At 57.1% G+C, this 23,950-nt stretch carries 18 protein-coding genes; 10 read left to right on the top strand and 8 right to left on the bottom strand.

The features are described from left to right. Nucleotides 1-47: 47 nt before the first annotated feature. The gene (locus U5K34_RS11310; RefSeq protein ID WP_322568501.1) at nucleotides 48-1,076 is read right to left on the bottom strand and encodes a metal-dependent hydrolase; all 1,029 of its coding nucleotides are present in this window, start codon (nucleotides 1,074-1,076) and stop codon (nucleotides 48-50) included. Nucleotides 1,077-1,148: 72 nt separating this feature from the next. Here U5K34_RS11310 and U5K34_RS11305 point away from each other — a divergent pair, with 72 nt between their 5' ends. Next, nucleotides 1,149-2,327, top strand: a complete 1,179-nt coding sequence (locus tag U5K34_RS11305) for an NAD(P)/FAD-dependent oxidoreductase (RefSeq protein WP_416224091.1) — start codon at nucleotides 1,149-1,151, stop codon at nucleotides 2,325-2,327. Between the two features lie 328 nt (nucleotides 2,328-2,655). Here the strand turns inward: U5K34_RS11305 and U5K34_RS11300 are convergent, their stop codons facing one another. Together U5K34_RS11300 and U5K34_RS11295 are read right to left on the bottom strand one after the other, a co-directional pair. Continuing rightward, nucleotides 2,656-5,178, bottom strand: coding sequence for an ABC transporter permease (locus tag U5K34_RS11300; protein ID WP_322568499.1), 2,523 nt, complete (start codon nucleotides 5,176-5,178; stop codon nucleotides 2,656-2,658). Beyond that, entirely contained in the window at nucleotides 5,171-5,878 is a 708-nt protein-coding gene (locus U5K34_RS11295) for an ABC transporter ATP-binding protein (RefSeq protein ID WP_322568498.1), read from the bottom strand. Before U5K34_RS11295 ends, U5K34_RS11300 begins: the two co-directional genes overlap by 8 nt. On the opposite strand from U5K34_RS11295, the gene U5K34_RS11290 reads away from it, so the two are divergent. Both U5K34_RS11290 and U5K34_RS11285 read left to right on the top strand, forming a co-directional pair. Beyond that, nucleotides 5,877-6,524: an arylesterase gene (locus tag U5K34_RS11290; RefSeq protein ID WP_322568497.1), complete on the top strand. Its 648-nt coding sequence runs from the start codon at nucleotides 5,877-5,879 to the stop codon at nucleotides 6,522-6,524. The genes U5K34_RS11295 and U5K34_RS11290 overlap by 2 nt on opposite strands. Nucleotides 6,525-6,586: 62 nt before the next feature. After that, nucleotides 6,587-7,558, top strand: coding sequence for a calcium/sodium antiporter (locus U5K34_RS11285; RefSeq protein WP_322568496.1), 972 nt, complete (start codon nucleotides 6,587-6,589; stop codon nucleotides 7,556-7,558). A gap of 47 nt (nucleotides 7,559-7,605) precedes the next feature. Here the strand turns inward: U5K34_RS11285 and U5K34_RS11280 are convergent, their stop codons facing one another. Beyond that, the gene (locus U5K34_RS11280) at nucleotides 7,606-8,751 is read right to left on the bottom strand and encodes a GGDEF domain-containing protein (protein ID WP_322568495.1); all 1,146 of its coding nucleotides are present in this window, start codon (nucleotides 8,749-8,751) and stop codon (nucleotides 7,606-7,608) included. 208 nt (nucleotides 8,752-8,959) lie between these two features. On the opposite strand from U5K34_RS11280, the gene U5K34_RS11275 reads away from it, so the two are divergent. From U5K34_RS11275 to U5K34_RS11265, 3 genes are all read left to right on the top strand, one after another. Then, on the top strand, nucleotides 8,960-9,220 hold the full coding sequence (locus U5K34_RS11275; RefSeq protein WP_322568494.1) for a hypothetical protein: 261 nt from the start codon (nucleotides 8,960-8,962) through the stop codon (nucleotides 9,218-9,220). 247 nt (nucleotides 9,221-9,467) lie between these two features. After that, nucleotides 9,468-9,623 (top strand): hypothetical protein, encoded by a 156-nt coding sequence (locus tag U5K34_RS11270; protein WP_322568493.1) that lies wholly within the window; start codon nucleotides 9,468-9,470, stop codon nucleotides 9,621-9,623. A 181-nt stretch (nucleotides 9,624-9,804) separates the two neighbouring features. Beyond that, nucleotides 9,805-10,008: a hypothetical protein gene (locus U5K34_RS11265; RefSeq protein ID WP_322568492.1), complete on the top strand. Its 204-nt coding sequence runs from the start codon at nucleotides 9,805-9,807 to the stop codon at nucleotides 10,006-10,008. Between the two features lie 9 nt (nucleotides 10,009-10,017). On the opposite strand, the gene glgA is transcribed toward U5K34_RS11265, so the two are convergent. Then, on the bottom strand, nucleotides 10,018-11,502 hold the full coding sequence (glgA, locus tag U5K34_RS11260) for a glycogen synthase GlgA (protein ID WP_322568491.1): 1,485 nt from the start codon (nucleotides 11,500-11,502) through the stop codon (nucleotides 10,018-10,020). Beyond that, nucleotides 11,499-13,700, bottom strand: a complete 2,202-nt coding sequence (gene glgB / locus U5K34_RS11255; protein ID WP_322568490.1) for a 1,4-alpha-glucan branching protein GlgB — start codon at nucleotides 13,698-13,700, stop codon at nucleotides 11,499-11,501. The genes glgA and glgB overlap by 4 nt, the downstream gene beginning before the upstream one ends. 422 nt (nucleotides 13,701-14,122) lie before the next feature. Between glgB and glgC the strand changes: the two genes are divergently transcribed. The 3 genes from glgC to malQ are packed head-to-tail and all read left to right on the top strand — an operon-like array spanning nucleotide 14,123 to nucleotide 18,539. Next, entirely contained in the window at nucleotides 14,123-15,391 is a 1,269-nt protein-coding gene (gene glgC / locus U5K34_RS11250) for a glucose-1-phosphate adenylyltransferase (RefSeq protein WP_322568489.1), read from the top strand. Beyond that, a complete protein-coding gene (locus U5K34_RS11245; protein ID WP_322568488.1) occupies nucleotides 15,381-17,075 on the top strand; it encodes a glycoside hydrolase family 57 protein in 1,695 nt (564 codons plus the stop codon). The genes glgC and U5K34_RS11245 overlap by 11 nt, the downstream gene beginning before the upstream one ends. Further along, a complete protein-coding gene (gene malQ, locus U5K34_RS11240; protein ID WP_322568487.1) occupies nucleotides 17,076-18,539 on the top strand; it encodes a 4-alpha-glucanotransferase in 1,464 nt (487 codons plus the stop codon). Between the two features lie 254 nt (nucleotides 18,540-18,793). On the opposite strand, the gene glgP is transcribed toward malQ, so the two are convergent. Further along, entirely contained in the window at nucleotides 18,794-21,346 is a 2,553-nt protein-coding gene (gene glgP / locus U5K34_RS11235; protein ID WP_322568486.1) for an alpha-glucan family phosphorylase, read from the bottom strand. Between the two features lie 52 nt (nucleotides 21,347-21,398). Beyond that, nucleotides 21,399-23,036: an alpha-D-glucose phosphate-specific phosphoglucomutase gene (locus U5K34_RS11230; protein WP_322568485.1), complete on the bottom strand. Its 1,638-nt coding sequence runs from the start codon at nucleotides 23,034-23,036 to the stop codon at nucleotides 21,399-21,401. A 381-nt stretch (nucleotides 23,037-23,417) separates the two neighbouring features. Between U5K34_RS11230 and U5K34_RS11225 the strand changes: the two genes are divergently transcribed. Further along, entirely contained in the window at nucleotides 23,418-23,903 is a 486-nt protein-coding gene (locus tag U5K34_RS11225; protein WP_322568484.1) for a peptidylprolyl isomerase, read from the top strand. Nucleotides 23,904-23,950 lie beyond the last annotated feature (47 nt).

The following is a 23,950-nucleotide window of genomic DNA, read 5'->3' as shown; positions in this document are numbered from 1 at the left end:
CTGCCGGGCAAGCCTTGCCCGGCCAGCTTTCTGTTATTCGACTATAGTCAGGGTACCTGCAAACAATCAACCTTGCCACAGCGCCCTAATAGCATGTTCACAAATGTCTCGCGCACCTCGGGACGACTGTCGCGAAAAAACCGGTAATCCGCGTGCTGTTGTGGCCGGGCCGGGTCGATCACAATCCCCCATAACGGCCGCACGCCGGCCGGTAACATGCTGTAACGCATATCCCCCAGGACAGCCGGCTGTTCCGGGTCGAAGGCCACGAAGCCCCGGGAGAAACGTTCAAACCGCCGAATATCCCCGAACAAGGTTGAGTCCGGATCCAGCCCGGGCAAGTCGCTGTGCCGATCAAAACGGGGCACCGAGTCACCGGGATAGACACGGTTATCGGCCAGCAGGCCAACCCGCACCGCATCCACCTGGATCCGCCCGGCATGGACATAGACCGAGCGCCATAATAGCAAATTCCCCAGGGTGGGTTTGACCACGTGTTGCGACGGTGTATGCGAACGTTCGGCAACCACCTCGGCCATGAGCGCCTGCGCACGCTGCTGTTGTATCCCCGCAAAACCCAGATAGCCGGCACATAGCAGCAGTGCCCCCAGCGCCATGCGCCGCGCCGGCAAGCCGAGCCCCAGCAACAGCCCCGCCAGCAGGATCGCGGTAAAGAGGGGATCGATGATCGCGATAAGGTTCAGCGCCACGCGTTGCTCAAAAAACGGCCAGAACAACAGGGTGCCGTAACTGGTCAACGCATCCAGCACGCCGCTCAGACTGAACCCGGCCAGACAGAAGAGATAGAGTCGCCCGGCGGGTAAATGACGACGTAGCCACGGCCAGAGGATCAGACAGGCAATCGCCGCGCCAAAGGGAATAAACACCAGCGAATGGGTAAAGTGGCGGTGGTATTCGATCGCCAGCAGCGGATCGTCCGCCGAACGGATCAGGATATCCAGATCCGCCAGCAGTCCGGCAAACAGGCCGGCCAGCGTGGCGGTCTTTTTCTCCTGCGGGCGGGCCACGGCCTGGGCCAGTACGCCGCCCAGCAACCCCTGGGTCAAAATATCCATAGCGGCGACTATACCCGAAAGTCCCTCTCCCGGTAACATGAGCACTGCGCAGCCACCCTCTTTGACCGATCAATCATGCAAACAGACGTTATCATCATCGGCGCCAGCGCCGCGGGCCTGATGTGCGCTATCGAAGCGGGCAAGCGCGGGCGCAGGGTGATCGTGCTGGATCATGCCAACAAACCGGGCAAGAAGATCCTCATGTCCGGTGGCGGGCGGTGTAATTTCACCAATTACCAGATCGGCGCCGAGAACTATCTCTCGCATAATCCCCATTTTTGCAAATCGGCACTGAGTCGCTACACCCAGTGGGATTTCATCGCTCTGGTCGACAAACACGGCATCCCCTGGCATGAAAAAGCGCATGGCCAGCTGTTCTGCGATCACAGTGCCAAAGATATTCTCAACCTGCTGCTGGAGGAATGCCGCCAGTACCGTGTCGAGATTCAACTTGACTGCATGATCGAGCGCGTGGAAAAACCGGACACGCAATTCGAGCTGACCACCAGCCGGGGGCATTACCAGGGCGCTTCGCTGGTCATCGCCAGCGGCGGTCTGTCGATCCCGAAGATGTGCGCCAGCCCGTTTGGCTATCGGATCGCGGAACAATTCGGCCATCCGCTCCAGCCGACCCGTGCCGCGCTGGTACCCTTCACCCTGCAACCGCAGGACAAGGCACGCTTCGCCGATCTGACCGGAGTCTCGGTGGACAGTCTGGTCAGTTTCCGCCATACCGCGTTTCGTGAGAATATCCTGTTCACCCATCGTGGTCTGAGCGGACCGGCCATTTTGCAAATCTCCAGTTACTGGCAAGCCGGCGAGCCGATCACCATTGACCTGTTACCGGATCAGGATTTGATTGCGTACCTGACCGAGCGGCAACGCCGACAACCACAAAGCAAACTGAAAACCGTGCTGGGCCAGTTACTGCCCAGACGACTGGTCGCGGCGCTGTTCGAACCGGCCCTGCTCGATTCCCCGTTACAGCATCTCTCGCGCCGTCAATTTCAAACCATCGGCGAACAGCTACAGCACTGGCAGCTGACGCCCGGCGGTACCGAAGGTTACCGAACGGCCGAGGTGACGCTGGGCGGTGTCGATTGCGACGCGCTCTCTTCCCGAACCATGGAATCCCGGCTTGTCCCCGGGCTCTATTTTATCGGTGAGGTTGTCGATGTTACCGGCTGGCTGGGGGGGTACAATTTTCAGTGGGCCTGGTCTTCCGGCTGGGTCGCCGGGCAGGTGGTATAAATAATAACTTTCCTGGAAGGTACGCAGAGGCGTAGATACAGGTTGCGCGCAGCGCTACCTGACACTCTGCATAGCGGCAGAGATGTCACGCAGGCTAACGCCGCCAGCGTGACCTACAGAATCAACCAGAGTATAAGTCGTGCACGAATTTGGAACATTGCCAGGGTTCAGGTGGAACCGCTTCGCTTGTTCCACCCTACAGGAGCGAGATCGGGTATGGGGAACGTTTATTTAGACAGACATACCCCATTATGCGACACAGGGGAGACCTCGGCTTGAAAGTAAGGCCTGTTCCGGTTCGGCAATTCGGGGGCAATGCACAAGGCATTCAACCGGCGCCCTCGCGCAGGGTTTCCATCGGGGGATGCGTCAATACCCGCCGCGTACCCAGCAGGCCGGCAATCGTTACTATCACGATCCCGCTGACCAGACCCAGCAGTATCACGCCCGGAGCAAACTCATAGTCGAATTCGAACAGGTGCTCGGCCAGTAACCAGGCGAGCGATGTGGCGGACAATCCCGCCAGCAGGCCGGCCAGGGAACCCAGCAGGACAAACTCGGCAACCAGTCCGAGCAACAGGGTCTGTTTTTTTGCGCCCAGCGTTCGCAGCACTGCATTTTCAAAACGGCGCTCATCCTGATTGGCCTGAATGGCCGCGTACAACACGGCCAGACCGGCCAGGATCGTAAACAGAAATATAAACTCCACCGCCAGTGAGACGCGATCCATGATCTGACGCACGCGCTGCATCAGCGTCTCCACATCAATCAGGGTGACATTCGGAAAGGTACTGACCAGATCCGCCAGATGCCGGCGCTGTTCACTATCCAGATAGACGCTGGTCAGCCAGTTTGCCGGCCACTGTTCCAGCACCCCGGGCGGCACTACTGTAAAGAAGTTGATATTGAAACTGTCCCATTCCACCGTGCGCAGATTATGCACGGTGAAATCCGTGACTGTGCCGTTGATATTGAAACTGACCACATCACCGACCCCAAGCCCCAGGGTTTCTGCCAGGCCGGCTTCCAGCGACAACAGGGGTTTGCCGTGATCTGCTTGCGTCCACCACCTGCCCTCGACCAGCGTGTTGTCCCGTTGCATGACCTCGGCCCAGGAGAGATTGAATTCCCGGGTAACCATGCGTCGGGCGCGATCCTCTTCATAATCGGTAGCACGCACCGGCTCAGCGTTAATTTCGACCAGGCGCGCACGCACCATGGGATACAGCCGGGTATTTTCCACTCCCAGCTGCGAGAAAAATTGACGCATCTCCTCTACCTGATCCGGTTGCACGTTGATCACAAAATGATTCGGGGCATCCGGCGGCAGACTGTTTTGCCAGTCCGCCAACAGATCCGATCGCACCGTGGATAGCAGCAGTAATACCATAAGGCCGAGACCAATGGCGACAACCTGTATCATGCTGGTCATCGAACGCCGCGCAATATTGGACAGCCCAAACCGCCATGCCATACCGACCCGGGTACGCATCCGGTTCAACAACCGAATCATGCCGTAAGCCACGACAGCCAGTAACGCCAGTGTTCCCAGCATCCCGGCCAGCACCAGCGAAACCAGTCGAACGTTTCCGATTTGCCAGTAAAGCAGCAATGCCATGCAACCCAGCACGGCCAGATACAACAGGCCGTTGCTGACCGGCGGCGTGGCAATATCCTTGCGCAAGACACGCAGGGGTGGCACGCGACGCAGCGCAAGCAAAGGCGGTAACGCGAAGCCGAGTAACAGCACGATGCCGGTGGCATAACCGAGCAACAGTGGCCTGGCGGAAGGCGCCGGAAGGCGAACCAGCAACAGCTGATCCAGTAACTGGGCAATAACCTGTTGCGTAACCAGGCCGAGCAGGCAACCAGCGGTACTGGCAAGCAGGGCAAGCCACAGCATTTCCAGTGTAAACAGGCGGATAATAATCGTCTGCGTGGTACCCAGACAGCGCAACATGGCACTGGTATCCAGATGACGCCGCGTAAAACGGTAAGCGACCGTGGCGATCGCCACTCCGGCGAGCAAAACACTGATCAGCGCCGCCAGGCCGAGAAACTGTCGCGCCCGCTCCAACGCGGTATTCAGTTCGGGCCGCCCTTCCTCAACACTCTGAATCTGTTCGCCCGGTTGTAATTGGTCCTTGAGCGTCGCGCGATAGGACTCGACAGTTTCCCGGGCACCGGCGATCAGAACCCGGTAGGTCACGCGCGATCCCTGCCCCAGCAAGCCGGTTGCCGCCAGATCGGCCTGATTCATTAAAACACGGGGCGCCATCGAGAACAGATCACCGGCCCGATCCGGTTCATAGCGCAGTACCCTGCGCAGCGTAAACGCTTTCTCCCCCAGGCTGACGGTCTGACCGATCTCGGCATCCAGTAAATACAACAAGCGGGCATCGACCCAGATCGTCCCGGTTTCGGGAATGTTGTCGGTCGGCGTATCCTCGGCAAAAGGGGACTCGCTGACACGCAATGTGCCACGCAGGGGGTAACCGTTTGAGACGGCCTTGACCTCGACCAGATGGGGCTGTGCCTCGCCGAGCACAACACTGCGAAACTGCGTGGTCGTCGCCACCTGCAAAGGGAGTTCCTGTATGGCATCGGCATGCTGAAGCACTGACGCATTTCGGGATTTGACAACCAGATCGGCTCCCATCAGTTCGGCGGACTGTTCCTGCAGGCCGCGTTCAATCCGGTCCGTAAAAAATCCCACGGCCGTGATACTGGTCACGGCAATCACCAGCCCCAATGCCAGAATGCCCAGCTCGTTGGCGCGCCAGTCACGCCATAACATGCGCCAGGAATTTATCCAGAGAAAGGCGAGATTATGCAAATGGCGCTCAGCCATAACGGACACCGGGCTGCGGTTCAATCAAATGCCCGGCATCCAGATACAGCCGCTGTTGACACAACTGTGACAAATGGGAATCGTGGGTTGCCATAACCAGGGTCGTGTCCTGTTCGGCATTGAGCTCAAACAGCAATTCAATGATGCGTCTGCCGGTCTCGCTATCCAGATTACCGGTGGGCTCATCGGCAAACAGGACTCGCGGCTGTGTGGCAAAGGCGCGGGCAATGGCACAACGTTGTTGCTCGCCACCGGATAACTGGTTGGGATAATGATGGCAGCGTTGTCCCAGGCCGACCCGGTTCAGGACCTGTTCGGCCATCTGGCGTGGCCGCGCGGCACGGGCCAGTTCCAGTGGCAGCATCACGTTCTCCACGGCGGTCAGTCCCGGCAACAGCTGAAAATTCTGGAACACAAAGCCTACCCGTTCGGCACGTAATTGCGCGCGACCATCTTCGTCGAAGGCATTCAATCCGTAACCATCCAGAATCACCTCACCCTCGGTTGGCAGATCCAGCCCCGCCAGCAAACCCAGCAAGGTGGTCTTGCCCGAACCCGAGGCACCGAGAATCGCCAGTGACATCCCCGCCTCGACACCAAAATTGATATCATGCAACAGGGTCAGGACGCCGTCGCGGGTATTGACCTGTTTGCCCAGATGACGGGCTTCGACAAAAAAACGGGAACTGACTTTGTTCATGCTAAAAACCTTTTATCGACAAGTTATACCGATCCTGCTGGGGCTGGTTATCAGCATTAACCATACCGTGTCCGCCACGGATGAAACACAGGCAAATATTCTGGTCTTGGGTGACAGTCTCAGTGGCGCATACGGCATCGATCGGGATCAGGGCTGGGTCAGCCTGTTGCAACAGCAACTGACAGAAAAAGGTTATGGTTATCACGTGATCAATGCCAGTGTTAGCGGTGACACCACGCGTACCGCACTCAGTCGACTCGAACCGGCCCTGCGCTCACATCAACCGGCGATTGTCATCGTTGCCCTGGGCGGCAACGACGGTCTGCGCGGTCTCGCCTTGACTGAAATCGAATCCAGCCTGGCGAGCATTATCGAGCGCAGCCAGCAATACCATGCCCGGGTCCTGCTGGCCGGTGTCCGCCTGCCCCCCAACTACGGGGCGGCGTATAATGCCCGCTTCGCGGCGGTGTACCAGGCGCTTGCGCGCCGCTATGCTATTCCCCTGGTTCCGAAAATCCTGGATCAGGTCGCCGACAATCCGGCGCTGATGCAAAGCGATGGCATTCATCCGAACGTCAAAGCCCAGCCCCGCATCATGCAAAATATCTGGGAGAAACTCCTCCCCATGCTGAAGCCGGCCCAATAACAGGTTATTCGCCGGGATAACCTTCCGGACACAACTGACTGTATCATTAATTGGAGAATATCATGGCTCTGACCCTGCTGATCGTCATCCTCAGTCTGGCGCTTTTGATCTGGAGCGCGGATCGGTTTGTGGAGGGTTCGGCGGTCGCCGCCCGCCATCTGGGTATGCCGCCATTGCTGATCGGCATGGTGGTCGTCGGTTTCGGCACCTCCGCGCCCGAGATGGTGGTGTCCGTTCTGGCCGCCTGGCAGGGCAACCCGGGCCTGGCGCTGGGCAACGCCTATGGTTCCAATATCACCAATATCGCGCTGATTCTGGGGCTGACCGCCCTGCTCAGTCCGATCGCCGTACACTCGCAAATCCTGCGCAAGGAGCTGCCGGTGCTGGCCCTGGTGACCCTGCTGGCCGCATGGCAATTACGCGATGGCAGCCTGGAACGAATCGATGCCGCGGGTCTGTTACTGGTCTTTATGGCCCTGATCGGCTGGTCGATCCGGGAAGGCATGCGCGGACGCACAGACGCACTGGCCGGTGAGATGGAGGCCGAGCTGGACAGCCATGCCATGCCGCTGGGCCGCGCCCTGTGGTGGCTGGGAATCGGTCTGCTGCTGTTAATTATCAGCTCGCGCGCGCTGGTCTGGGGGGCGGTCAGTATTGCCCAGGGGTTCGGGGTCAGCGATCTGATCATCGGCCTGACGGTCGTGGCCATCGGCACCTCCCTGCCGGAGCTGGCCTCGTCACTGGCGGCCATTCGCAAGGGGGAACACGATCTGGCACTGGGCAATATACTCGGCTCCAATCTGTTCAACACCCTGGCCGTGGTCGGCCTGGCCGGTATTATCCAGCCCATGGCAGTGCCCCCCGAGGTGTTGACCCGCGACATGCTGGTGATGGGCGCCCTGACCTTCTCCCTGTTTGTGCTGGGTTACGGGTTTCGCCGGCCGGGGCGGATCAACCGGGTCGAGGGCGCCATCCTGCTGGCGGTGTTCCTGGGTTATACCGGCTATCTCGTCACCCGGGTTGTGGGAACCTGAATCGCCGTTGTGAATTTCCAATCACCGAGGTCCATGAATTCGGCAAATTATTCCGGTTCGCAACGGTCCAGGATAACCCGGTTCTTGCCCGCGGTTTTACCGCGATACATGGCCCGATCCGCCGCCTGGATGGTTTGATCGATGCCCCGCTCGTCACTGTACTGGGCGGCGCCAAAGGTAATCGTCACCCTGTGGTCGAGGTTTTTGATCCGCACCGGTTCAGCCAGATATTTTCGCAATTCATTTAAAACGGATTCTGCTTCTGTCAGGGAGACATCCGCCAACAGGATCAAGAACTCCTCCCCGCCCCAGCGGCTGATGACATCGTGTCGCCGTAACCGTTGCTGCATGCGGGAAGCGATTTCCTTCAACAGGACATCCCCGGCGTGATGACCGAAACGATCGTTGATCTGCTTGAAGTCATCGATATCACCCAGTGCCAGGACAAACGGCTTGTCATCGCGCCGAAACCGACTGACTTCGTCCTCGATCGCCTGGGTCATGGCATGACGATTGAGTAACCGGGTCAACGAATCGTAGGTCGCCAGTTGCTCATAGGCCTCTGTCAATTTCTGTAATTGTCGCGCCGAATCGTTAACGCCCTTGGAATAATAATGCGCCAGGTAAGCGACCAGTGCCACGGTAGCCACCAGATTACCGAGGTGCAATAAATGAATAATATCCAGATTCAGATAATACAGCGGGGAACCCCGCAGAGACTGGCTATAGAGCATTATCAGTAAAATGACCGGCACGGCCGACAGCAGAAGTTTTTCCAGTAGCGGCCGCCCGGGATTGATAAATAACATCGGGCCAATCGCCATCATGTAGTAATAAAAACCGCTGTTCCAGCCCAGCAGCCAGATAGCCAGGCTGGCATGCAGCATGACCTCGAGGTAGGCCAGCCACAGGGCCAGATTATGCCGGCCATTGCGATTGAGATAAAGCGCCAGGGAAAAGGCGGCCAGGCTGAAAACATTGAACAGATAAAGCTCGCGTATGTTCAACCAGAAAAACAGGACAAGAAACAGCGCGTGCAGCAACAGGCTCGCCAGATAGACATGTTCGGCCGCGTAGGCTAAACGGAACTGCTCGTGGCTAACCCGTGCGTTACCAAAGGTTCGATGTTGCGAGGATTCCTTTCTGTGCGGCGAACTTCCCGGTTCAGTGGCCGTGTGGTCATCTGGCGGCATGGCGGAATTCTGTGTTTTTTCAAGATTAGAACATTTTCGCCGCTGACGACAGCGGGCAGAGATAATTACTTACAAAAAAAGGTTGCAATTCGGTTCAGAATTGCAAACCAGGCACTCTGAAAGTGGGTGAGAGTCACACAATGTTCATGTTTTCCTGGCAGACTGCTGACCAGCGCCCGGCCCGTAAAATTAGGTAAAGATACCGACCATGCTCAAATGGCTCTGGATCGTACTGGGCAGTACCTCGACCCTGGGCGGGTTACTGGTTCTTTGGTCCCCGTTACCGCTCGGCCTCCCCCTGCTGCTGATTGGGATTCCGTTACTTATGAAATACTCCCCGCGCAGCCGAACCACTTTTACCTGGATCGCGGGTCATATTCCGATGCTGCAGCGTCCATTACAGCGCCTGAACAATCCGGCGAAGAAACCGCCCAACATGTCGTCAGAGGAGGAGGAAAAAACGCCCTGATCCAATGAACCCTAATAACCCGCCGCCTGTGCACGAACACTTACAGGAACCGATTCAGTGCAAATGACACCCCACTGTACCGCTTTGGTGCAAGACCAGTAATATCCAACCGGCAGGAATAGCCCCCAGCAGGACAGGAACCCCCTGCTATACAGTGAGTTAGTCGAAGATTGCAGGGAAATCGATGTCTGGCATGATTGTTGTAACTATTCTGATAAAGCCCTTGTGCCAACCGGAGAGCACCGCCATGAATAGCCAGTTCAATTACGCGACATTTGTCGAATTGTTTCTGAAATCGGACGACGAACCCGCTCCCCCTGCATTCAGCCCGTGTCCTGCAATCGATCGGATCGAGACGATCGCAGAGCCTGGCACCGATAACCCGGTTTCTCCTCCTGCCTGAAACAGGGTAGACCTCGATGCGGATACATTCCGCCTTTGGCACAGTCAATCCCGGCTGTGCCTTTCTTTTTCCAGGGGGAGTAAATTGGGTCTATACTTTATGAGCTCCTGCCGGGTTTGCCATAGGTCTGTCATAACCCGGCGCCAGACTTGTCCACGACCCCTTACATGGGAGGTAGATTATGCAAATGCAGGAGATCCGCCAGCTTGCCAAACAGCATGGGTTAAAAACATCACGCCAGAACAAGGTTGATCTGGTGCGACATATCCAGTCGGCCGAAGGCAACTTCGACTGCTTTGCCACGGCTATCGAGGGTGTCTGTGACCAGCAGGGCTGTCTGTGGCAGGCAGACTGTTTCGCCGCGGCAAAAAAAGCGGCGCATTAAACAACAGCCTCAGGTACGGGTATCCGGGCGTTGCTGCAAAAGCTGTTCGTAGAGTTGCACATAGCGCCCGGCACTGCGTTGCCAGGAAAAATCCCGGCCCATGGCAACACGCTGGACCTGTTGCCACAGCGCGGGCCGGGCGTAGAGTTGCACTGCTCTGTGCAGTGCGGCCTCCAGTGCCATTTGACTGACCTCTGACATGACAAAACCGCTGGCCCCGGTCTCCTGCAGGGTCTTGCCCGTGGTATCGAGAGGGGTATCGACAACGGTATCGGCCAATCCTCCGACCGGGGTGACCAGCGGCAATGTGCCGTAGCGCTGGCTGTACAGCTGGTTCAGACCGCAGGGTTCAAAACGCGAGGGCATCACAAACAGATCGGCGCCCGCCTCAATGCGATGCGCCAGGCTCTCGTCATACCCCAGGGTGAGGCCCAGTTGCCGCGGATACTGCCTGACCGCCTGTTGCAGGCGTTGTTCGTAATCTTTGTCGCCACTGCCCAGGATGACCAGTTGCACCGGCAGCTTGACGAGATCGGGCAGACTGTCGAGAACCAGATCGATCCCTTTTTGCTCCGCCAGCCGGGTGACCATCCCCATTAACAGTCGATCATTGTCCTGTGGCAAATCGAACTGTGCCTGAAGCGCCTGTTTATTGATCTGTTTGTCTGACAGGTTCTGACGATTGTAGCGTTTGACAATCAGACGGTCCGTCCCCGGGTTCCAGACGCGGGTGTCGATGCCATTGAGAATGCCACTGAGATCCGCCGCGCGATGGGCCAGTAGCCCTTCCATACCCTGGCCGAAGGCCGGGGTCTGGATCTCCCGCGCATAGGTCGGGCTGACGGTGGTGAGATGATCGGCATACACCAGTCCGCCTTTGATGAACGCCAGCTGGTCGTGGTATTCCAGCGCGGAAAAATGCCAGAGGGATTCGGGCAGGCCCAGTTGATCGAACGTGGCGCGATCGAACAGCCCCTGATAGGCCAGGTTATGAATGGTGAAGACCGTGGCCGGACGACGGTCGAATTCATTGAGATAGACCGGCAGCAGACCGCATTGCCAGTCGTTGCCGTGAGCGATATCCGGTTGCCACTCCAACCCCAGCTGATCGCTCGCGAGCAGAGCAGCCACTTTGTCAAACAGAGCAAAGCGTTGCGCATTATCGGGCCAGGGCTCGCCGTCGGCATCGTGATAGGGATTGCCCGGGCGATCGAAATATTCCGGGCAATCCACCAGCCAGGTTTTTACCCGGCTACCGGGTAAAGTGGTCTGCCACAGGGTAACCGGTTGCCCGTCAATCTGCCATTGCCCCCGCTGACGGGGGCGTTGCGGCAGATTGTTCACCAGATCACGATAAGCCGGCAGTAGCAGGCGCACCTCATGGCCGAGCTGTTGCAGCGCCCGCGGCAGACTGCCGGCCACATCACCGAGCCCACCGGTTTTGATCAGTGGATAGGCTTCGCTGCTGCAATACAGAATCTGTCGGGGCGTCATGTGTCGGCCAGATACTCGAGAACGATCCCGCCCAGTGGCGGCAAGGCGAGTGACAATGAATCGGGACGCCCCATCCAGCTGGTGCCGGTGGTGTATAATTCGCCCTGATTGCCCAGATTACTCCCGGCGTAAAATGCCGAATCGGAGTTATGAATCTCGCGATAACGTCCTGCCTGCGGTACACCGATACGGTAGTCATAACGCGGCACCGGGGTAAAGTTCAAAATCACCACCACGAAGCGATCATCACTTTTGCGCAGAAAGCTGATGATCGATTGCTCCGAATCGTGGCAATCGATCCACTCGAAACCCTGGTAGTCAAAATCGTACTGATGCAGTGCCGGTTCACGGCGGTATAATCCGTTCAGATCGCCCACCAGCTGTTGCAGGCCATGATGTACTGCATACTCCAGGACATACCACTCCAGCCGGGTTTTGGCATTCCATTCGGGACCCTGACCGAACTCGCAGCCCATGAACAGCAGCTTCTTTCCCGGGTAGGTATACATAAAGGTATACAGCAGCCGCAAATTGGCAAATTTTTGCCATTCATCACCCGGCATTTTGTAAAGCAGCGACGACTTTCCATGCACCACTTCATCATGGGAAAACGGCAGAATGAAGTTCTCGGTAAACAGATAGATCAGACCAAAAGTCAGCTTGTCGTGATGATAGCGTCGGTGAACCGGATCCTGGGAAAAATATTCCAGAATGTCATGCATCCAGCCCATGTTCCACTTCATGGAAAATCCCAGGCCCCCCAGCTCCACCGGGCGGGTGACCTGCGGCCAGGCGGTGGACTCCTCGGCCATGATCAGCGTGCCGGGAACCTCGCGATGGGTCACGGTATTCATCTCGCGTAAAAACTCCAGGGCCTCGAGGTTTTCGTTGCCGCCGTGGATATTGGGCAACCACTCATCCTGGCTGTCACGCGAATAGTCCAGATACAACATGGAGGCCACCGCATCCACGCGCAGGCCATCGAGATGGTATTCCTGCAGCCAGAAAATGGCGCTGCTGATTAAAAAATTGCGTACTTCGTTGCGCCCATAGTTATAGATCAGCGTACCCCAGTCAGGATGCGCGCCGCGCCGGGGATCCTCGTGTTCGTACAGGGCGCTGCCATCGTAATACGCCAGGGCGAACTCGTCGCGTGGGAAATGGGCCGGGACCCAGTCGAGCAACACGCCGATATTGTGTTGATGACAATAGTCGACAAAATACCGGAAGTCATCGGGATCGCCGTAACGCGCCGTCGGGGCATAGTAACCGGTGGTCTGATAGCCCCAGGAATCATCGAAGGGGTGTTCGGTGATGGGCATTAACTCGATATGGGTAAAACCCAGTTGAGCGACATACTCGACCAGTCGGTGGGCCAGTTCGCGATAATCGAGCGGCTCCCCCTGCTCATCCCGTTGCCAGGAACCCAGGTGCACCTCGTAAATACTCATTGGCTGGTGCAGCCAGTCTGCGGCCTGACGCTGTGACAGCCAGGACGCATCCTGCCAGGTGTAGTCGCTTTCGAAGATAACCGAGGCGGTGCGTGGTCGCAACTCGCTTCGTCGGGCATAAGGGTCGGACTTTTGCACCACCTTGCCGGTATCGCGATTGCGGATCTCGTACTTGTAGAGCTCTCCCATGGGCAAGCCGGGAATGAACAACTCCCATACCCCGCTGCTGCCACGGGCACGCATGGGATAACAACGGCCGTCCCAGCGATTGAAGTTGCCGATGACGCTGACCCGTTCGGCATTGGGTGCCCAGGTGGCGAAACGAACGCCGTCGATACCGTCGATATTGCAGGCATGGGCGCCAAGCATGCGATACACATGCAGATGTTTGCCGGCGGAAAACAGGTTGAGATCATAGTCGGCCAGTGTCGGACCAAAGGCATAGGCGTCATACAGCTGATGAACGTCACCATCACTGTCGATCCGCCGCAGACGATAATGAGCCGGAAGAGCCTTACCCTGGCCCCGCCACTCGAAAATATCGCTGTTACCGACCCGCTCGAAGGCCTCGCCGGTCTCTTCCAGCGTCACTTCGCGGGTATAGGGCAACAATACCCGGATAAATGTCTCGTCACCGTGCTCATGACGCCCCAGAACCGCGAACGGATCATGGTGCCGGGCCTCCAGCAAGCGTTGCAGGTCCGATTTATTCTGCGTATTGCCGGCAGATAAAGGGGGTTGTGACATATCAGGCATCAGATTAATTCCAGATTTTTCCGGGTAAAGCGGGCAGCCAGACCATCAAGTACATCATAAGTGATTCGGGCGCAACATGAAATGAGCAAAATGGCGTGCGAAATACCGGTACCTTGATTGTCATCTTTTTGTCACCCCCTCCTGCTGAAATGACACTGTACAGTCACAGACTGTCCACACAAAATAACCTCCACGATGCTTTGCAAGCCGGTGATTCACGATTATGCTTGATAGTGTGTCACGAATGTGGTGTCGTGCGACAAAAGGGCAACGTCCCTTTCGCGGTCCGGGTCCGCATCGCCGGTTTGCGCAATTTGCGACTGGCATGCCTGTTGCTACAGGCACTATCGACCTGCGGAACCTCCGGCACAAAAAACAACCAATGCACTCAACTACTGAATAAGGAAATCACTATGCGTCATGGCCGTTCGCCCCGTTTTGTCAGCCGCCTGACGCGCGACACCCTGGCCCTGATCATGGCCGGGGGACGCGGCAGCCGACTCAAGCAGTTGACCCTGTGGCGCGCCAAGCCCTCGGTGCCCTTCGGCGGCAAATTCCGGATTATCGATTTCCCCCTCTCCAACTGTATCAATTCGGGTATCCGGCGCATCGGGGTACTGACCCAGTACAAGGCCCATTCCCTGATTGTCCATATCCAGCAGGGCTGGGGCATGTTGCGCGGGGAATTCGGTGAATTTGTCGAATTATTACCCGCCCAGCAGCGCATCGAGACCTCCTGGTACGCCGGTACCGCCGATGCCATTTACCAGAACATCGATATCCTCCGCAATCATAATCCCGAATACGTGCTGATACTGGCCGGGGATCATGTTTACAAGATGGACTACGGCGCCATGCTCGCCTTTCATGTAGAGCAGGACGCGGACATTACCGTCGGCTGTCTCGAGGTCCCGACGGAACAGGCCTCCGCCTTCGGGGTCATGGATATCGACGAATCGCATCGTATCCGCCGGTTTGTGGAAAAACCGGAACAGCCCCCCACGCTACCCGACGACCCGACCCTGTCACTCTGCTCCATGGGGATCTATGTCTTTAACAAGGACTTTCTGATTGACCGTCTTCTGGAAGACGCCGATGACAACCAGTCCAGCCACGATTTCGGCAAGGATGTCATCCCCGGCCTGATCGATAATTATCGCGCTCATGCCTATACCTTCCGGGATCCTGTCAGCGGCAACAAGGGTTACTGGCGCGATGTGGGAACCGTGGATGCCTTCTGGGAAGCCAACATGGAACTGATCGGCATCACTCCCGAGCTGAATCTGTATGATTCGGACTGGCCCATCTGGACCTACCAGGAACAGTTGCCCCCGGCCAAATTCATTTTTGACGAAGACGGTCGGCGCGGCGAGGCAATTGATTCCATGGTCTCGGGGGGCTGTATCATCTCCGGTGCCACGGTACGTCATTCACTGCTGTTTTCCAGTGTCTGTATCGAATCCTATTCGCTGGTGGAGGACTCGTTGATTCTGCCAGAGGTCGATATCGGCCAGAACTGCACCATCCGTCACGCGATTATCGAAAAAGGCTGTGAAATCCCGGATGGCACCCAGATAGGCGTTGATGCACAGGAAGATGCCAGGCGCTTTTACATTTCACCCAAAGGGGTGGTACTGGTAACCCCCGAAATGCTCGGTCAGCAGATTCATCATGTCCGCTAAACCACTGAACGTCGTCCTTTACTGGCATATGCATCAGCCCGAATACCGGGATCGGCGCAGTGGCGACTACCACCTGCCCTGGACCTACCTGCATGCCATCAAGGACTATGTCGACATGGCCGCGCACCTGGAAGCCAACCCGGCCGCGCGCGCCGTTGTCAACTTCACACCGACGCTGCTGGAACAGATCGACGACTATGCGCAACAAATAAAGGCGTTTTTTTTACAGGGCACGGAAATCCACGATCCCCTGCTCGATGCCCTGGCCCGTCCGGTGATGCCCGGCGAACCCAAGCAGCGTCTGGCCCTGATTAAACAGTGCCTGCGGGCCAACGAAACGCGTCTGATTCAGCGCTATCCCAACTATCAACGACTGGCCGAGTTCGCCAGCTGGCTGGATGAACACCCCGATGCCATTATCTATCTGCATGATCGCTTTTTAACCGACCTGTTGACCTGGTTTCACCTGGCCTGGCTGGGCGAAACCGTGCGCAGGGAAAATCCCCAGATTCAGGCATTAATCGACAAGGGCATCAATTTCAATCAGCATGACCGCCATACCCTGCTGCGCCTGATTGGCGAATTGTGTGACAACGTGATTGGCCGCTATCGCGCGCTGGCCGAACAGGGGCGTATCGAGTTGTCGGTCACCCCCTATGCCCATCCCATCATGCCGTTATTACTGGATATTCACTCGGCCCGTGAGGCCTTGCCCGAAACCAGCCTGCCGCTGGCGGATCACTATCCCGGCGGTGAAGATCGGGTCGTCTGGCATATCGAAAAAGGGCTGGCGGTGTTCGAACAACACTTCGGCTTTCGTCCCGCCGGCTGCTGGCCGTCGGAAGGCAGTATCAGCGAGGCGACGGTCCGCCTGCTTGGAGAGCACGGCTTTACCTGGCTGGCCAGTGGCGATACGGTGCTGCGTAACAGCCTCAACGCCAGCCACCATGACAGCGATTGTCTTCACACCGGCTACCGTTATGCCGACACCACGGCCTGCTGTTTTTTCCGCGATGATGGATTATCGGACCTGATCGGCTTTGATTACGCCACCTGGCACGCCGATGATGCGGTGGCCAATCTGCTTCATCATCTGGAGAATATCGCCGAGGCCTGTCGGGAACAGTCCAATCCGGTGGTTTCCATTATTCTGGATGGCGAAAATGCCTGGGAATTTTATCCCAAGAACGGTTATTACTTTTTAGAGGCGCTGTATGCCGGTCTGGTGGAGCACCCTGATCTCAACCTGACCACCTACAGCGCCTATCTGGCACAACAGCCCGAGACGGTCACGCTGGATCGAATCGTGGCCGGCAGCTGGGTCTACGGCACCTTCTCCACCTGGGTTGGCGATCCCGGCAAAAACCGCGCCTGGGATCTGCTGGTGGAGGCCAAACGCGCCTGTGACCAACAGCTGGCATCACACGAATTCAGCCCTGAGCAGCGCGAGGCAATCCTCACCCAGCTGGCCATTTGCGAAGGCTCCGACTGGTTCTGGTGGTTCGGCGATTACAACCCGGCCGAATCGGTACGCGATTTTGACCAACTCTATCGCCAGCAATTATCCAATCTGTATATGCAACTGGGGCTGGAACCACCGGATGTGCTGGCCGAACCGATTTCCCACGGCGGTGGCCAACCCTCCGCCGGCGGTACCATGCGCCGCGGACAGGACACCCACTGAATGCATCCGTTGTACCGCCAGCGACGCGGCGGTGTCCTGCTACACCCAACCTCGCTTCCCGGCCCGCTGCCCCGGGGGCAGATCTGCCATGATGCCTATCGCTTTATTGAATGGCTGCAACAGTGCGGGATCGGTGTGTGGCAAATGCTGCCACTGGGCCCCACACACCAGGACGGTTCGCCTTATCTGGCCCTCTCGGCTCACGCCGGCGACCCGACCCTGATCAGCCTGGACTGGCTGCAGGATCGTCACCTGTTACCGGATCGTCCGGCAGTGACGGATTTTCAGGCCCATCAACAGCAACTGGAACAGGCCTGGAAACAGTTCAGTCACCAGAAAGACAAAACACTGTTATCTGCCTGGCAGGCGTTTATCGCTAACGAATCTGACTGGCTGGAGGATTACAGCCTGTTTATGGCCTTGCGTGAACAACAGGAGCAGCTTGCGTGGCACCACTGGCCGACGGCATTACGGGATCGGGACACCGCGGCACTGAAAGAGGCCCGCGAGAGCCTGAAAGAACGCATCGAATTTCATCAGTTTTGCCAGTTTATCTTTTTTCAGCAATGGCAGGATCTGAAGGCCTATGCCGCCGAGCATAATGTTTTACTGTTTGGTGACATGCCCATCTATGTCTCCTATGACAGCGCCGATGTCTGGGCCCGACGCGAACTGTTTACCCTCGACAGCCAGGGTTATCCGCAACAGGTCGCCGGCGTGCCACCGGATTATTTTTCCGACACCGGTCAGCGCTGGGGCAATCCGCTCTATCGCTGGAAAATCATGGAGCAGGACGACTTTCAATGGTGGCAACGTCGCCTGCAAACCCAGTTAGAATTATTTGATATCGTGCGCATTGATCACTTTCGCGGCCTGCAGGCCTACTGGTCGATTCCCGCCGAAGCCGAAACCGCGATCGAAGGGCACTGGGTCGACGCGCCCGGCGCAAAATTGCTTGCCGCCCTGCAAAGGACATTCCCCGATCTGCCACTGGTCGCTGAAGACCTGGGGATGATCACCGAGGAGGTCCACGCCCTGCGAGAAAAATTTGAACTGCCGGGGATGAAGATTCTGCAATTCGCCTTCGATGGCGATCCCGACAACAGCTACCTGCCCCACCAACATGAATTCCGTTCACTGGTCTATACCGGCACCCACGACAACGACACCACGCTCGGCTGGTATCAACAACTCGACGCGAAAACGCAAAATCATGTACGGGATTACCTGGGACTGGAAACAGGCCGGAAAATGCCCTGGCCGCTGATCCGCAGCGCCCTCGCCTCGGTCAGCTGCCTGGCAATGATTCCCATGCAGGATCTGCTGGGGCTGGCCAGCGAACATCGCATGAACACACCCGGAACGATGGAAGGCAACTGGCAATGGCGCTTCGACTGGGAACAGGTACCAACCGATCTCACCCGGAAACTCCGCCACTTGCTACAGTTGTACGGACGATTATGACCTGCGAAGAAGAGAATAACGCAGAGGAACGCAAAGATATAATTTTGAATGTTGAATTTTAGATTTTGAGTGTCAGAATTGGAGCTCATTCAAAATTCAACATTTAAAATTCAAAATTATTACTTTCTTTGCGCCTCTGCGTTGATCTTTTTAGATCCAGTCGCAGGCCCGATAAAGCGAAGCGGTATCGGGCAATACCATCGATTGCCGGACACCGCGTTGCTATGTCCGGCCTACCACTATAAGTGAACTACTTAAATCCAGATCATTGACCCCATTTCGAACGGATGTCCGAGCAGTTCGTGCCAGGGATACATTCGTAGTTTGTAGTGATTCAATCCCGGGTTTTCCGGCTCGAGGTTCAATTCAAAGATATGCTCTTCACCTTCCATTCCGGCATGGGAGAACCTGTATTGTTCATGCGGGGTGAATTTGCCATTGTCATCCCGACAGCCCACCACACATTCGACGATCACATCTTCCGCCGACAGACCATTGAGATTGGCATTAATCACAACCGGCAGTGATTCTCCGTTTTTTATCTGCTGACGAATCGAATCGACGCGCCGGATAGTGACGTGTTTCCAGTTAGCCCGGATTTTGCTTTTCCATTCGGCCAGAGATTTCGCCGGAGCGCAATCGCTCGCAGCCAGGCGCTGATAATGCGCGCGAGCCGGGGCATAGAAATGTTTAACATAGTCGATCACCATCCGTTGCGAATTGAAGCGTGGCAGGCAACTTTTCATGGAGGCTTTGGACAGTTTGACCCAGCCCGAAGAATAGCCCTGGCTGCCATACTCATAATAAAGCGGAATGACCTCGTTCTCCAGAATGTCCAGCAGATCGGCCGCTTCTTCCTGATCACGCAGACCGGCGTCATCATGCCGGGCGTGGGGATGAATCGCCCAGCCGTTTTCCCCGTCAAAACCTTCGCCCCACCAGCCGTCGAGCACACTCAGGTTAATGACGCCATTGATGGCGGCTTTCTGTCCGGAAGTTCCGCTGGCTTCCAGCGGATATTCGGGGGTATTCAGCCAGACATCCACACCGGTGACCAGCTTGCGCGCCATAGCCATATCATAGCCCTCGAGCATGATGATCTTGCCGATAAACTCCGGACGCAGGGAATACTCATGAATCCTGCGAATCAGATCCTGGCCGGGAATATCGCGCGGATGGGCCTTGCCGGCAAATACCAGCATCACCGGCCGCTTGGGATTATTGAGCAAGCGGGCCAGGCGTGGCAGATCGGAGAATAACAAGGTCGCCCGCTTGTAGGTGGCAAAACGACGGGCGAAGCCCAGCACCAGGACATTCTGCTCCGGTTCGCTGGTATAGCTGCTCAGCCGTTTGAGCTGGGCCTCACTGAACCCGGCACGCTGAAAGCGACGACGGGTCCGTTTATAGACATCTTCGAGCATTTGCGCCTTGAGTTCCTGGCGCAGGCTCCAGTAGCGGTGATCCGGTATCGAGTCGATACATTCCCAGTACTCGGGTTTATTCAACTCACTGCGCCATTCACGAAAGCGCATATCGAACAGGTTGACCCATTCACGCGCCAGGAAAGTCTGGACATGCACCCCGTTGGTAACATAGGAAATCGGATTTTCGACGTGCGGGATCTGGGGCCAGACATAGCCTTCCATGGCCGAGGCTTCCGAGCCATGAATCCGGCTTACCCCATTGTGATAACGCGAGCCGCGCAACGCCAGCGCGGTCATGTTGAAGCTGCCGTGATTGTTGGGTGACTCGCCCAGGGCATAAAATGCTGCCGGGTCAATATTCAATGATTTGATATAATGTTTGAAATAGCGGGTCATCTGTTCCGGCTGGAACATGTCATGCCCTGCCGCTACCGGTGTATGGGTGGTAAAGACCGTACCGGCGGCTACCAGCTCCAGGGCGCTGTTGAAATCCATGCCCTGTTCCACATATTCACGACAACGCTCCGGTATCTGAAACGCAGCATGGCCTTCATTGATGTGCCAGACTGTGGGCGTAATACCCATTGCCCGCAAGGCCCGTACTCCGCCAATCCCCAGTACGATTTCCTGCTGAATGCGGGTTGTACTGTCACCGCCATACAGTTGAAAAGTGATACTGCGGTCTTCAGTGGTATTCTCTTCCAGGTCACTGTCCAGCAAGAACAGGCGAATGTGCCCGGCGCGCGCTTCCCAGACCTTGAGCTTGACCGGCCGCTCCTCGATTTCGACCTGAACATAAAACGGCTGGCCGTCATTATCGCAGACCGGCTGAACGACGAGCTCATCAAAGTCGGTAGGCGTGTATTGGGATAACTGGTTACCGTTACCGTCGATATACTGAGTAAAGTAACCTTGCCGATACAGCAAACCGACACCGACGAAGGGCACACCCAGGTCACTGGCCGCCTTACAGTGATCGCCGGCAAGAATGCCCAGGCCGCCCGAATAAATCGGAAAACTTTCGTGCAGGCCGAACTCGGCGCAGAAATAGGCCACCAGATCCTGATCGGGATCGAGAAACTCGGTAATATTCGAGCTGATTTCCTTTTCATGATAGGTCCGAAAAGATGACATGACCCGTGAATATTCTTCCATCAACAGGTGATCATTTTCCGCGTCATCCAGTTTTTCCTGGGCGATGCGGCGCAAAAACACCTTGGGATTGTGGTTGCAGTTTTCCCACAGCTCATCATCCAGCCGGTAAAACAAACCGCGCACATCGCGGTCCCAGCTGTAGAGCAGATCATTGGCCAGTGCCTCCAGCCCCTTTAACTTCTCAGGGATATTGGGTCGCACTTCCAGCTGGAATATTGTTTCGCTCATAGAATTCCCTTACCTTTTTCTCAAAGGTGGCTCATCGGCCAAGTATAGAAGATCAGGTGATGACATTCGGCCCGACACGACCGGTTTGGTGACAGATCGGCAACAGACTTTCACTGACTACCAGTAACGGCTGCAAGTAACGCTCGGTGGGCTCGATCAGCTCGCCCCCGGGCGGCTCGTACTGCTCAACATACAGCCGCAGGGTGGCCCCTTCTGTTCCGGTGCCCGACAGACGGACCACAATCCGGGCCTGCTCGCCAAAAATAATACGCAGACCCTGGTGTTCGCTGAGACTGCCGTCTACCGGGTCTTTATAACAGAAATCGTCCGCGGCCGTGATCACAAAGCCGTCAATATTCCGACCCGGTAACGAGCTCAGCTGCGCCCGTAAATCCGCGACCAGTTGTTCGGCGATCCGGCTGTCGAGATTTTCGTAGTCATGCCGGGTGTAATAGTCACGACCGTATTGTTGCCAGTGGGCCATGACAATCTCCGCCACGGATTCATCTCGCGCGGCCAGCAGATTCAACCAGAACAGTACCGCCCACAGACCGTCTTTTTCACGGATATGCGCGGAGCCGGTACCGAAGCTCTCTTCCCCGCAAAAAGTGATGCGCCCGTCATCCAGCAGGTTACCGAAAAATTTCCAGCCGGTGGGCGTCTCGTAGCAGGCCACGCCCAGCTGCGCGGCAACCCGATCCACTGCCCGACTGGTGGGCATGGAACGGGCCACACCGACAATTCCCTCACGATAACCGGGCACCTGCTGCGCATTGGCCGCCAGTATCGCGAGACTGTCACTGGGTGTGACAAAAAATCTCTGGCCGAGAATCATATTGCGATCGCCGTCCCCGTCGGAAGCCGCGCCCAGATCCGGCGCACCACTGGACTGGTTCATGATTGCCTGCAGCGCTCTGGCGTGCGCCAGATTGGGATCCGGATGCGCCTCGCCAAAATCGGGTTTCGGTTCGGCGTTTAACAGGCACTCCGGTGCGGCGCCCAGCCGGTTGACAAAGATCTCCCGGGCATAGGGCCCGGTGATGGCATGCATGGCATCATAGGCGATGCGCAATTGCCCGTCGGCAAAACGCTGACGAATCAGCTCGAAATCAAACAGCTGTTGCATTAAATCGGCATAATCCTGCACCGAATCGATGACCTCGATACGGCTGTCGTCCACCTGCCAGCTCTGGCACACCTGTAATGGCACAGGCTCCATCTCGGCAATCCGGTATTGCGTCAGGTTCGAGGCCAGCTGATGAATCCGGGCGGTCACTTTCTCCGGCGCGGGGCCGCCACTGTGCGTATTGAACTTGACGCCAAAGTCCCCCTCCGGCCCGCCCGGATTGTGACTGGCTGAAAGAATAATCCCGCCATCGAGCTGGTAGCGACGAATCAGTAACGAGGCGGCCGGGGTCGACAAATAGCCGTGCTGGCCCACCAGTATCCGGCGAAAACCGTTTCCCACCGCCAGGCGCAAAATCGTCTGAATCGCCTCGGCATTGAAATATCGCCCGTCGCCGCCCAGCAACAGCGTGCTGCGCCGCGCCGGTTCCAGGCTGTCAAAAATGGCCTGGACGAAATTCTCCAGGTAATGCGGCTGCTGAAAATGCGCGACCCGCTTGCGCAGACCCGATGTGCCGGGTTTTTGATCCGCATAGGGCTGTGTGCTGATTGTCCTGACTGGCATGTCGCTATTTCCGGGCTATGGGGCTGTTAGGGTGAATTCAGGCTGCATGTATAACATGTTTTGGTGACAGACAGTTTATCCGTTGTCGGGAGTTGTTGGCCAATACCATTGCGGATTCATGCCCGGTATGTGGCCGGCCGGTTCCGGCCCCCGGCCCTTTGGCGGCGCCATATTCCGGTGCAATCCGCCGGCCCCCGCACTGTTTACGAACATTGCCCGGGGCAGTCCCTCCCCCCTGAAATCCGGCTTATCCTGTGCTAAGATCGCACATTATTTACGCAATCGGTCTTCTTTCATTCCCGCGCCGCGGGCCCCTGACGCCTGCCAGTGTTTGAACGACAGCACCTCATCAAGCAATCAACAGAACTCCAAGGAATATCTATGCAAATCTCTGAAAACAAGGTCGTCACCATCGACTACACCCTGAAAGACGACACCGGCAACGTCCTGGACTCTTCCCAGGGTGGCCCCGGACTGGCCTATCTGCACGGCGCCAGCAATATTATCCCCGGCCTGGAAAACGCCCTGGCGGGCAAGGCTCAGGGCGAATCCGTCAACGTCAGCGTGCAGCCGGAAGAAGCCTATGGCCAGCGTGACGACAGCATGATTCAGACCGTCCCCAACGACATGTTCGAGGGCACCGAAGTCCAGGTTGGTGCCCAGTACCAGGCCATGACCCCGGAAGGCCAGCCGCTGACCATCACGGTCATGGACATCAAGGATGACGGCGTCGTCATCGACGGGAATCACCCCCTGGCGGGCCAGACCCTGCATTTCGACGTGACCATCGCCGAAGTGCGTGAAGCCACCCAGGAAGAGCTGGACCACGGCCACGTCCACGGTCCGGAAGGCCACGAGCACGAATAAGTCAGCCGACCGCGACCACGAAAAAAAGCCGGGCACTGCCCGGCTTT

Origin of the sequence: Thiohalophilus sp., assembly GCF_034521165.1 — a bacterium.
Classification (GTDB): Bacteria; Pseudomonadota; Gammaproteobacteria; order UBA6429; family Thiohalophilaceae; genus Thiohalophilus.
The sequence above is the reverse complement of the archived record's forward strand: the minus strand, read 5'-3'. Positions and strand labels throughout refer to the sequence as shown.